The organism is Streptomyces sp. DvalAA-14, assembly GCF_900091855.1.
GTDB lineage: Bacteria > Actinomycetota > Actinomycetes > Streptomycetales > Streptomycetaceae > Actinacidiphila.
Map to the genome: position 1 here is coordinate 1 of NZ_FMCH01000352.1, position 11,593 is coordinate 11,593.

The 11,593-nt window shown below is 72.8% G+C and carries 10 protein-coding genes and 1 pseudogene; 7 read left to right on the forward strand and 4 right to left on the reverse strand.

The features are described 5' to 3' along the window. Both GA0115240_RS17990 and GA0115240_RS17995 read left to right on the forward strand, forming a co-directional pair. Positions 1-241 (forward strand): annotated as a pseudogene (locus tag GA0115240_RS17990) (IclR family transcriptional regulator); the annotation flags it as partial. 115 nt (positions 242-356) lie between these two features. Beyond that, positions 357-1,145, forward strand: a complete 789-nt coding sequence (locus tag GA0115240_RS17995; protein ID WP_093737694.1) for a hypothetical protein — start codon at positions 357-359, stop codon at positions 1,143-1,145. Positions 1,146-1,181: 36 nt separating this feature from the next. On the opposite strand, the gene GA0115240_RS18000 is transcribed toward GA0115240_RS17995, so the two are convergent. The 3 genes from GA0115240_RS18000 to GA0115240_RS18010 form a co-directional block, all read right to left on the reverse strand. After that, a complete protein-coding gene (locus GA0115240_RS18000) occupies positions 1,182-2,504 on the reverse strand; it encodes an MFS transporter (protein ID WP_093737695.1) in 1,323 nt (440 codons plus the stop codon). A 63-nt stretch (positions 2,505-2,567) separates the two neighbouring features. Then, positions 2,568-3,215: a winged helix-turn-helix domain-containing protein gene (locus tag GA0115240_RS18005; RefSeq protein ID WP_256069866.1), complete on the reverse strand. Its 648-nt coding sequence runs from the start codon at positions 3,213-3,215 to the stop codon at positions 2,568-2,570. A gap of 113 nt (positions 3,216-3,328) precedes the next feature. Then, on the reverse strand, positions 3,329-3,799 hold the full coding sequence (locus tag GA0115240_RS18010; protein WP_093737696.1) for an Lrp/AsnC family transcriptional regulator: 471 nt from the start codon (positions 3,797-3,799) through the stop codon (positions 3,329-3,331). Positions 3,800-3,941: 142 nt separating this feature from the next. Between GA0115240_RS18010 and hppD the strand changes: the two genes are divergently transcribed. The 4 genes from hppD (at position 3,942) to GA0115240_RS18030 (ending at position 10,435) form a co-directional block, all read left to right on the forward strand. Continuing rightward, positions 3,942-5,057 (forward strand): 4-hydroxyphenylpyruvate dioxygenase, encoded by a 1,116-nt coding sequence (gene hppD / locus GA0115240_RS18015; protein ID WP_093737697.1) that lies wholly within the window; start codon positions 3,942-3,944, stop codon positions 5,055-5,057. Between the two features lie 152 nt (positions 5,058-5,209). Then, complete coding sequence (locus GA0115240_RS18020; protein WP_141708877.1) at positions 5,210-7,717, forward strand: sialidase family protein; 2,508 nt, start codon at positions 5,210-5,212, stop codon at positions 7,715-7,717. Beyond that, positions 7,718-8,956, forward strand: coding sequence for a LamG domain-containing protein (locus GA0115240_RS18025; RefSeq protein WP_093737699.1), 1,239 nt, complete (start codon positions 7,718-7,720; stop codon positions 8,954-8,956). A 111-nt stretch (positions 8,957-9,067) separates the two neighbouring features. Then, positions 9,068-10,435 carry an FAD-binding oxidoreductase gene (locus GA0115240_RS18030; protein ID WP_093737700.1) on the forward strand — a complete coding sequence of 456 codons (1,368 nt, stop codon included), beginning with the start codon at positions 9,068-9,070 and terminating at the stop codon, positions 10,433-10,435. Between the two features lie 63 nt (positions 10,436-10,498). Here the strand turns inward: GA0115240_RS18030 and GA0115240_RS18035 are convergent, their stop codons facing one another. Continuing rightward, complete coding sequence (locus GA0115240_RS18035; protein WP_093737701.1) at positions 10,499-10,978, reverse strand: SsgA family sporulation/cell division regulator; 480 nt, start codon at positions 10,976-10,978, stop codon at positions 10,499-10,501. 262 nt (positions 10,979-11,240) lie between these two features. On the opposite strand from GA0115240_RS18035, the gene GA0115240_RS18040 reads away from it, so the two are divergent. Further along, the coding region (locus GA0115240_RS18040; RefSeq protein ID WP_141708878.1) for a DUF2510 domain-containing protein at positions 11,241-11,593 on the forward strand (353 nt) is incomplete at its 3' end.

The following is an 11,593-nucleotide window of genomic DNA, read 5'->3' on the forward strand; positions in this document are numbered from 1 at the left end:
GGCCGGCCGCCCCGACGGCGTCGACCGTGCGAACGGAGCCGGGCCGGCGCCCGCCCAGCTCCGCTACGTCCTGACGCACGGCGAGCTGGAGGCCGGCGCGAGCGGCGCGGCGGCCCCGCTGCTGGGCGTACCGGGCATCGAGGGCAGCGTCGGCGTGGTGATGCTCGCCGACGCCGTACCGGAGCGGGTGGGCGTGCGGGTGATGGAGGCGGCGACCGAGGTCGCGGACGCCCTGCGCTGAGCCGGCGGGCGCGGCACGGTCCGGGCGCCGCCCGAGTCGTCCCGGCGCCGACCGTGAGCCGACCGTGACGCGGGCGGGGCCGAGCCCGGCCGCCCGGTGAATTAGGGTCGGGCGCATGCCTACGCTTTCCCGCCGGCCCCTGATCCTCGCCGCGTGCGCGGCGGTCGTGGCCGTCCTGCTGGCGGTGGCCGCCTTCGCGCCCCTGCCGGTGTCGATCGTCGTGCCCGGTCCGACCACGGACGTCCTCGGCACCGACCGGGGCGCCCCGGTGATCAGCGTCACCGGCGCGCCGCTGCGCAGGACCAGCGGGCAGCTGCGGCTGGTGACCATCTCGGCCACCGAGCCCAACGCCTCGGTGCACTTCACCGACGTGGCCAAGGCGTGGTTCGACACCGACCAGGCGGCGATGCCGCGCGACGCGGTCTACCCCAGCGGCGGTTCGGTCAAGGAGATCACGAAGGTCAACCAGCGGGAGATGACCGACTCGCAGAACGCCGCCACCTCGGCGGCGCTGCGACAGCTCGGCCTGTCCCCGGCCAAGGTCAAGGTCGACCTGCGACTCGCCGACGTCGGCGGTCCCAGCGCCGGGCTGCTCTTCACCCTCGGCATCATCGACAAGGTGGCGGGCGACGGCCACGGCGGCGATCTCACCGGCGGCCGGGTCATCGCCGGCACCGGCACGATCGACGCCTCGGGCTCCGTGGGCGCGGTCGGCGGGGTGCCGCTGAAGGAACAGGCCGCCCGCCGCGACGGCGCCACCGTCTTCCTGGTGCCCCGCGACGAGTGCGGTGACGCCAAGGCCCAACTCCCGCACGGCCTGCGGCTGATCGCGGTGACCACCTTGAAGGGCACCCTGTCCGCCCTGTCCGCGCTGCGCGCGGGCCAGCAGACCCCGTCCTGCTGACGGCCGCCCGTCGCGCGTCGGCCGTTTCCGCCGGCCCTACGGCTCCGCGTCGCCCGTGACGGGCCGGACGGCGCCGACGGTCCCGGTGTCCTCGCCGGCCGTCGCCGCGTCCCACTGCCGGAAGGCCGGCAGCACCAGCGGGCTGAGCGTCGTCAGCAGGTAGATCGCGCTGACCGTCAGGTTCGCCGCGGTGAGGCCGGTGTACTGCACGAGGCAGCCGCCGAGCAGGCCGCCCAGCGGTACCGCCACCAGCACCCCGGAGTTGGCCGCGCCGAACACCCGGCTGCGCAGCCGTTCCGGAACCAGGCGCACCATCTCGGTACCGATGATCGGATTGAGTACGCCCGCGCCGAGGCCGCAGACCGCGCAGGTGACGATCAGCGGGGTGAGGCCCGGGACCAGGGCGGCCACGGCGGTCCGGGGGAAGCCGGCCAGCAGGAACCCGCCGATGAACAGCCCGCGCCGCGGCAGCCGGTGCCCGAACGTTCCGTACAGCAGCGAGCCCACCAGGGCCGCCGCGCCCACCGTCCCGGACACCGCGCCGACGGCGACCGAACCGCCCAAGTGCTCGCGCGCGTTCACCGGCAGCAGCACCGACGACCAGGCCTGGTCCAGCGCGTTGGTCACCATGACCATCCCCACCACGGCGAGCAGCAGCCGGGCCGCGAACAAGTAGGCGAACCCCTCGCGCAGTTCGGCCCGGTAGCCGGCGAGCGTCGTCCCGCCGGGACGCGCCGGCGGCCGGGCGCCGTCCCGTACGCCGAAGCCGATGAGTACCGCCGAGACCGCGAAGGTGCCCGCGTCCAGCAGCAGGACGTTCGCCGCTCCGATCGCCGCGATCAGCACGCCGGCCACCGGCGCGCCCAGCATCCGGGCCCCGCGCGAGGCGCTCTCGTAGGCGCTCGACCCCCGGGCGATCGTCGTCCCGGCCCGCTCGGCCAGCCGCGGCATGAGTACCTCACGGGCGGTCTCGCCGGGAGCGTGGAACAACCCGCTGACACCGACCAGGACGAGCAGCGCACCGTAGGACAGGTCGCCGGCCAGGTGCAGTACGGGTACGGCCGCGACGGCCAGCGCGCACACCGCGTCCGAGAGCACGCTGCTGACGGCGAGGCCCAGCCGGTCGATCAGCGGGCCGCCGAGCACCGCGGCGGCCACCACCGGCAGCGTCGCCGCGAAGGCGACCAGCCCGGCGCGGGCCGCACTGCCCGTGCTCTCCAGGGCGAACCACGGCACGGCGACCAGGGTGAGCATGTTGCCCGCGATGGAAATGACGTTGGCGGTCAGCAGGAAGGAAAGCGGCCGCCGGTCGCGGACCGGTCGCTCCGGGCCGGTCGCGGGTATGCCTGACGAGCTCATGCGAGGTCTCCCGAGGGGGCGGGGCCGCGGTGGCGGCAGGGGACCGGAGGGCGCCCGGGACGGTCAGTCGATCCGGCGCGGGAAGGCGTGGAAGTGGACGCGGACGGCGGCGGAGCCGTCCGGCGCGGGGCTGCGCGGGTGCTCGCCGGCCGGCGGCTCGGGCACCCGGTCGCGGTAGGCCTCGATCAACTCGTGCACACGGGTCGCGAGTTCGAGCGCCAGCTCGGGGGTGAGCCGCAGGCTGAAGCCGCTCAGCTCCCCGACGCTCCGCCAGGGCTCCCGCCACTCGTGCGCGGTGCCCAGCCAGGTGTCCAACTGCTCGGCGTGCTCGGCGGCCAGTTCATGCATGTAGGTGGTCAACGCGCCGCGCACCGCCGGGTTCGGGTGCGCCATGAACGCGTCGGTGTCGTCGAATCCGGTGCCGCGGTGGACCGCTTTCCACCACCGCTCCCGGCCGGTGCCGCGGTCCGGGTCGTCCTCGACGAAGCCGTACGAGGCGAGCTGGCGCAGGTGATAACTGGTGGCGCCGCTCGACTCGCCGAGCCGGTCGGCGAGCCCTGAGGCGGTCGCCGGGCCGGACTCCTGCAGGGCGGACAGCAGCCGCATGCGCAGCGGGTGGGCGAGGCCGCGCAGTGAACGCGGGTCGAGGCGGCGGACGGTGCGGCGGTCCGGCTCGGGGCGGCGGACGTCGTCCGCGGGAGTGTCGGGCACGAGGGCAGCCTATGAATGCAAAGATTCCTTTGCAAGGGTCCGTGCAAAAGAATCTTTGCGTATCGCGACCTGATCCCTGGCCTGGCGCTCGCCGGCTGTCCCGGCACGCGCCGCTACTCGTCCCGCGCGGCCTGCCCCACCAGCGGGATGATCCGCAGCGGGACCGGATTCTCCATCACGATCGCGGTCGACGCCCGGACGATGCCCTCGAAGCCGACCACCAGGTCGATCACCCGCTGGAGGTCGGCGTTGGAGCGGGCCACCAGCCGGCAGAGCATGTCGCCCCGGCCGGTGGTGGTGTGCAGTTCGAGCACCTCCGGCACGCCGGTCAGGTGGGCGCGCACCTCGGCGCCCTGGCCCTGTTTGATCTCCAAGGTGGCGAAGGCGGTGACCGGGTAGCCGAGCGCCGCCGGGTCGACCTGCGGGCCGAAGCCGCGGATGACGCCGCTGCCCATCAGCCGGTCGAGCCGCGCCTGCACGGTGCCGCGCGCCACGCCGAGCCGGCGGGACGCCTCCAGCACCCCGATCCGCGGCTCCTGGTCCAGCAGGGTGATCAGCCGCCCGTCCAGCGCGTCGATGCCCATCCGGGGCCCCTTCCCTCGTCGTCCCTCGTCGCCATGGTCATCCTGTACGGATTGACCCATCGATCCAGGTCCCAGCTGTACAGCATGTCCAGCAGAATCCGGAACTATTGCGCACCTTGAGAGGCGGCGAGACGCTTCTGACATGACTGAGACCCGGGATGCTTTCCCCGTAAAGGGCATGGACGCCGTCGTCTTCGCCGTGGGCAACGCGAAGCAGGCCGCGCACTACTACTCGAGCGCGTTCGGCATGCGCCGCGTCGCGTACCGCGGCCCGGAGAACGGCAGCCGGGAGACCGCCTCCTACGTCCTGGAGTCCGGCGGCGCCCGCTTCGTCTTCACCTCCGTCATCAAGGCCGACAGCCCCTACGGCCATTTCCTCGACGCGCATGTGGCCGCGCACGGCGACGGCGTGTTCGACCTCGCCATCGAGGTCCCCGACGCCCGCGCCGCCTACGCCTACGCGATCGAGCACGGCGCCACCGGGGTCGAGGAGCCGTACGAACTCAAGGACGAGCACGGCACGGTGGTGCTGGCCGCCATCGCCACCTACGGCGAGACCCGCCACACCCTGGTCGACCGCACCGGCTACGACGGCCCCTACCTGCCCGGCTACGACGCCGCGGCGCCGGTCGTCGAGCCGCCCGCCAAGCGCTGGTTCCAGGCGGTGGACCACTGCGTCGGCAATGTCGAACTCGGCCGGATGAACGAGTGGGTGACCTTCTACAACCAGGTCATGGGCTTCACCAACATGAAGGAGTTCGTGGGCGACGACATCGCCACCGAGTACTCCGCGCTGATGTCCAAGGTCGTCGCCGACGGCTCGCGCAAGGTGAAGTTCCCGCTCAACGAGCCGGCCGCCGGCAAGCGCAAGTCCCAGATCGACGAGTACCTGGAGTTCTACGGCGGCCCCGGCGTGCAGCACATCGCGCTGGCCACCAACGACATCGTGGCGAGCGTACGGGCCATGCGGGCGGCCGGCGTCGAGTTCCTGGACACCCCCGACTCGTACTACGACACCCTCGGCGAGTGGGTCGGCGACACCCGGGTGCCCATCGACACCCTGCGTGAGCTGAAGATCCTCGCCGACCGCGACGAGGACGGCTACCTGCTCCAGATCTTCACCAAGCCGGTGCAGGACAAGCCGACCGTCTTCTTCGAGATGATCGAACGGCACGGCTCCATGGGCTTCGGCAAGGGCAACTTCAAGGCGCTGTTCGAAGCGATCGAGCGCGAGCAGGAGCGCCGGGGCAATCTCTAGCCGCCCCTGCCGGGCCGCCCCGGACCGGTCGCCGCCCCCGCCGCCGGCGGCCGGCGGCGACCGGTCGAAGTGGAGGCAAAGGCCCCGCATCTGGCGCGGATCTGCCCCTTGCGACCAGCCGATTCGGGGTGCGGAATCGTTACGCTCCCTGGGTGAAACGGATCACGGGAAACTCACAGGAACCATCGGTCCCGCCGGCTCCCGGCCCCTTCATCCGGACCCGGCGACGACGAAAATCCGTCGCCGGGCTCGCCCTCGGCGTCGCCCTGGGCATCGCGGGCGCGCTCGGCGCCGCCCCCCAGGCCGTGGCGGCAGGCGTCGCGAACTCCACGCCCGACTCGGCGCTCGCCTCCGTACCGCAGCAGGTCCTCTTCGCGGCCGGCACCGCCGGTTACGGCTGCTTCCGGATACCCGCGCTGGTCCGGACGAAGAACGGTTCGCTGCTGGCCTTCGCGGAGGGCCGCGCCGACCCGGCCTGCGGCGACCGCGGCGACAACGACCTCGTGGAGCGCCGCTCCACCGACGACGGCCGTACCTGGGGGCCCATCAGGGTCGTCGCCAGTGGTGACACCGCCCCCGACGCCTACGGAACCGGCCCGGTGCCGCCCGGGATCCAGGCCGGGTCGCCCGTCACCCGCAGCAATCCCGCGCCGGTGGTCGACCTGCTCAACGGCCGGGTCTATCTGCTGTCCACCTCGAACCCGGTCAACAACAGCTACCCCAGGCTGCCGTGGGTGCAGGAGAGCACCGACGACGGAGTCAGCTGGAGCCCGCCCACCCTGCTGAACGTCCACCTCGACCCGAACCCGCCCGCTGGCGGCTCGAACTGGTTCGCGACCGGGCCCGGCCACGGCGTGCAGTTGACCGGGGGATCGCATCCCGGCCGCCTTGTCGTCGGCGCGCATGAGAAGGACGGCGGCGAGGCCTTCGCCGGCTACCTCTACCTGGACCCGAACGCCGACGACACCGCGACCTGGAGCGCCGCGCACGCGGTGGACTCGCACACCTCCACGAGCGGCTACTACCCCTCCGAGGTCAGCGTGACCGAGGTCGGGAACGGTCAGGTCTACGCGGCGGCCCGCGACGAGGACGGCGGCGCCACCGGCGCCCACCGGGTCGCGGCGACCGTCCCCGATCCCGTGGGTACAGCGGTGCCGTCCGTGCCCGCCTTCGTCCCCGACGCGCTGCCGTCCCCCGGCAACATCCAGGGCTCCGTGCTCACCGTGCAGAAGACGGACGCCACCCACCAGCAGGAACTCCTGCTGTCCGCGCCGAAAGAGGTCGTCACCTCGCCGCCCGACAAGGCCGGGCAGCCCAAGAAGACCAATATGACCATCTGGGCCAAGTGCGGCACCGGCGCCTGGAACGCGGGCACGCCGATCAGCGGCACCGTCGCCGACCGGGCGGGCTACTCCGACCTGGCGCTGCTGGCCGACAGCGAGATCGGCCTGCTCTACGAGGGCGGCGCCAATTTCTCCGCCGCCGAGATCCGCTTCACCCGCTTCTCCCAGGCACAGCTCAACACCGGCTGCAACACCCCGCCTCCGGGCACCTCGCCCCAGGCGGTCCCGGACCTGGCCGGCTCCACCCCGGACGCCTCGCCGCAGGCGAACGACGCCTACCTCGACGGCACCGCGTCGCTGAGCGGCACCGATCCGCTGTCCACGCCGGCGACGCCCGACCCGACCTCCCAGACCTTCGACAAGAACCTCGCCCTCAGCGGCGGCGGCTTCGCCGACGTCCCCTACTCGCGGTCGCTGCGGACCGGAACGGGCGACTTCACCTACTCGCTGTGGTTCAAGTACCAGCAGCAGGCCGCCGACGAGCCGGACCGGATCCTGTTCTGGTCCTACGGCACCGGCAGCACCAAGCCGCAGGTCTGGCTCAGAACACAGAGCGGCACCAACAACGCCACCGGCAACCGGCTGTACGCGTGGGCGCAGGGCGGCGCCGCCGACACCGCGTCGGTGACCTCGAACGACACCGTCTGCGGCTGCGCCTTCGGCGACAACAAGTGGCACTTCGTCACCTTGACCCGGACCGGAACCCAGCTCAGCCTCCAGGTCGACCAGCGGGCCGCCGCGCCCGGCACCGGCGCGGTCACCGGCGACGTCACCGACGATCCCGCGAGCGGCGTGCTCGGTGTCCGGATCGGCGCCAAGCCCGACGCCGCGGCGAGCAACCCCTTCGTCGGCACGATCGACGAGTTCCGGCTCTACCACAGCGCGCTGACCGCCGCTCAGCGCGGCGTGCTGGCCGCCCCCGCCACCAGCGCCGCCCCGGTGGCCTCCACCGACCCGCAGCAGGACGCCGCGGCCAACAACAGCCTGCTCCTGCGGCTGCCGTTCCAGACCGTCGACCAGACCTCCGCGCCGAATCTGAGCACCACCGTCAACGGCCTCGACGACGAGTCCGAGCACTGCACCGACGGCACCCTCCTCGGGGGTTCGCATGTCGCCTCCGCGTCGCCCGAATTCGGCGACGCGCTGACGATCAGTGCGGCCGATCCAGGCGTCACCTCGGAGCTCACCCCGGCGCTGGACGTCGCCGACCACGACTTCACGTACTCCATGTGGTTCCGATTCTCCGCCGCCACCAACAACACCGCCCGCGCCCTGCTCTGGGCCTACGGACCCAAGGGCACGACGACACCGGCCTAGGTGTGGGTGCAGGCCCTGCCGACGGCCGCGGGCTCGGCGCTGCGAGCGCTGATCGAGACGGACACGGGCTCGACGGTGCAGATGGACACCGCCGCCACGGTGAACCTCGGTGACAACGCCTGGCACCAGTTCACCCTGGAGCGCCAGGGCAGTACCGCCCAGCTCAGCATCGTGGACGACGTGAACCACGTTCGCCACGTCTCGCAGACCGTGCCGGCCACCGCGCCGCTGAGCGGCTCACTCACCGGCACCAAGGCGACCGGTGTCGACGGGGTGCGGCTCGGATCCAAGCCGGACGGCACCAAGGTCCTCAGCGGTGACATCGACGAATTCCGCCTCTACGACCACGCCCTGGGCGCCGCCGAGATCGCCTCGGTCGCCGACGGCGGAGACCTGGCGCCGACCTCCGGCCTGTCGGTCCGCTGGAGCTTCGACGGCAAGTACATCTACTCCCTCCCGACCGACCGGGCCGCCGCCAGCACGCCCGCGACCCCCGACCACTCCGGCTGGTGCAACAGCGCCCAGATACTGAACGGAGGAAGCCTCGACCCGCAGGGCGAGTCGGGCACCGGCCTGCGGCTGGCCGGGACGACCGGGAACGCGGCCCTGGTGCCGTACAGCCCCAGCCTCGCGCTGGCACCGGAGGCCGTCGCCCCGTCCGCCGTCCCCCGCCGACCGGGCGAGACCTCCGACTTCACCGTCTCCCTGTGGTTCAAGTACGCGGCGACAGCCGCCTCGCCGGACCAGGTGCTCCTGTGGGCCTACGGGGCCGGCAGCGCCGAACGGCAGCTGTGGCTCCGGGCCAGCCCGGGCAACGACGGCATCTACGCCGATGTCGCGACCGGCACCTCCGAGGCCCGCCTGCTGGTCAAGGACAGCGGCTCCCGGGTCGCGTTCGGGGACAACAGCTGGCACCAGTTGACGCTGCTCCGCTCGGGCGGTTCCCTGACCCTGTCGGTGACCACCGCCGCCGGCACCGTCACGTCCCCGCCGGCCGCCCTCGGCGACGGGGCCCTGACCGCCCCGGACACCTTCGCCGTCAACGGGATCCGGCTGGGCAGCAAGGTCGACGGCACCCAGCCGCTGACCGGCTCCCTCGACGAGGTCCGCGTCTACCGGCAGGCCCTCAGCGCCCAGGACCGGGCACTGCTGGCCACCACCACCCCGCCGACGGACGCGAGCCCGGTGCTCTGGCTGCCCTTCGACCTGATCAGCGCTTCGAGCTACGCCCGGATGTGATCCGCGGGTGCGCAAAGGGTGCCCGGCCGGACGTCTCCCGGCCGGGCACCCCGTTCTCCTTCGGTCCGCCGGACGATTGAGGCGGCGCGATCCAGGTGACAGGCTGGTTGTATGCCTGACCTGATCGAGCTGCTCCGCTCCGGCCTGCCCGAGGGGTCGGTCATCACCGACCCCGACATCACCGTGTCCTACGCGCACGACATGGCGAGCTTCTCCGCGGCGGGGACACCCGCGGTCGTCGTGCTGCCGCGCAGCACCGAAGAGGTGCAGCACGTGCTGCGGACCGCGACCGCGCTGCGGGTGCCGGTGGTGCCGCAGGGGGCGCGCACCGGGCTGTCCGGCGCGGCCAACGCCAGCGAGGGCTGCGTGGTGCTCTCGCTGACGAAGATGGACCGCATCCTGGAGATCGACCCGGTCGACCGGATCGCGGTGGTCGAACCCGGCGTGGTGAACGCGGTGTTGTCGCGGGCGGTGGCCGAGCAGGGCCTGTACTACCCGCCGGATCCGTCGAGTTGGGAGATGTGCACCATCGGCGGCAACATCGGCACCGGCGCCGGCGGCCTGTGCTGCGTGAAGTACGGCGTCACCGCGGAGTATGTGCTCGGCCTGGAGGTGGTGCTCGCCGACGGCCGGCTGCTGACCACCGGCCGGCGCACCGCCAAGGGGGTCGCGGGCTACGACCTCACCCGGCTGTTCGTCGGCTCGGAGGGCACCCTCGGGGTGGTGGTCAAGGCGGTGGTGGCACTGCGGCCGGCGCCGCCGCAACAGCTCGCGCTGGTGGCGGAGTTCCCGTCGGCCGCCGCGGCCGGCGCCGCGGTCTGCTCGATCATGGCCGGCGGCCACGCACCGTCGCTGCTGGAGCTGATGGACGGCACCACCGTCCGCGCGGTCAACGCGATGGCCCGGATGGGGCTGCCGGAGAGCACCGAGGCCCTGCTGCTGGCCGCCTTCGACACCCCCGACCCGACCGCCGAACTGGCCGCGGTCGGCGAGCTGTGCCGGGCGGCCGGCGCCACCGATGTCGTACCGGCGCAGGACGCGGCCGAGTCCGAATTGCTGCTCCAGGCACGGCGGTTGTCGCTGACCGCGCTGGAGAAGGTGTCCACCGCCACCATGATCGACGACGTGTGCGTACCGCGGTCCCGGCTCGGGGACATGCTCGACGGGGTGGCCGCGGTCGCGGCGAAGTACGACCTGACGATCGGGGTGTGCGCGCACGCCGGGGACGGCAACACCCACCCCGTGGTCTGCTTCGACGCCGGTGATCCCGACGAGTCCGGGCGGGCCCGGGAGTCGTTCGACGAGATCATGGCGCTCGGTCTGGCGCTGGGCGGCACCATCACCGGTGAACACGGGGTGGGGCTGCTGAAGAAGGACTGGCTGGCACGGGAGTTGGGGCCGACCGGTGTCGAGCTGCAACGGCAGGTGAAGGCGGTCTTCGACCCGCTGGGGCTGCTCAATCCGGGCAAGCTGTTCTGACCGGCGGCCTCGGGCCGGGCCGAGGTCCGGCCCGGGGCGCCGCGGTGGACCGGGGTGCCGGGCTCAGGCACTCGCGTCCGGGGTGTCGTCCTGGCCGGCGCACGGGTCCCGCAGCCACGCCTCGTCGCCGGCCGCCGGGGCGAGCAGCCGGCTCAGCCCGTCGTCCATGCTGAGCTGCTCGTGCTCGGTGCCCGGCGGCACCACCCGCAGGGCGCGTTCCAGCCAGGCGGACACCGGCGAGGACGGCGCCTCCAGCAGCGCGTCGCCGTCGGGGGAGCTGAGCGCGATACAGATGACGCTGCGGCCGTTGACCTTCGTCGGCCAGATCCGCACGTCGCCGTTGCCGCACGGCCGGAACACCCCCTCCACGAGCAGCTCCCGGGCGAACGTCCAGTTCACCGGGGTGTCCGAGCCCACATGGAAGACGATGTGGACCGCATAGGGATCCACGGTGCGGTAGGCCAGCCGCACCGGCACCGGAATGCTTCGTTCCGGTGACAGGACCAGCTGCATTTCGAGTTCGCGTTCCACCACGGTCTGCATGAGTCGACGTCCTTTCCTCGGCGCGGTGGCCCCTGCCGGGAGGTTGCGCTTCGGGGCCTGCACCTGGAGAGAGCGCGTGCCTCTCCAACCATTACGCGGGTTGCCGGGATTTGGTTCAGATTTGCAGAAGCGCGCGCGCCCGGTGGCACGTAGGGGTAAGGAGGCGCGCGACGGGACCCGACGGGCCCACCGGTCTGGTAGATGTGGACGCACAACCCGGTGGACGCACAACCCGGCCGAGCAGATACGGAATCCGTGAACCATGAGCGCACCCACGTCTGGCTCGTCCGGTTCCTCGCCCGCCGCCTCGCCTGCCCCGGGCTACTACCCCGACCCCTCGATTCCGGACTACATCCGCTACTGGAACGGCGCGGCCTGGGTGCCGGGGACGAGCCGGCCGGCGCCGGCGCCCGGCGCCGCGGTGCCGGATCCGCCCTCCTTCCCGGCGGCGAAGCACGTCCCGGCGCAGAGTTCCGGCCCGGCGGTGGACGAGTCGGGGCCGATGTTCCTGGACGAGGACCCCGGGGCGCCCCGGGCCGAAGTCCCCGGGCCCGCCTGGCCGGCGGCGCCGCAGGGCGAGCTGCCCAGGATCTCCTGGGGCGCCGACGCACCACC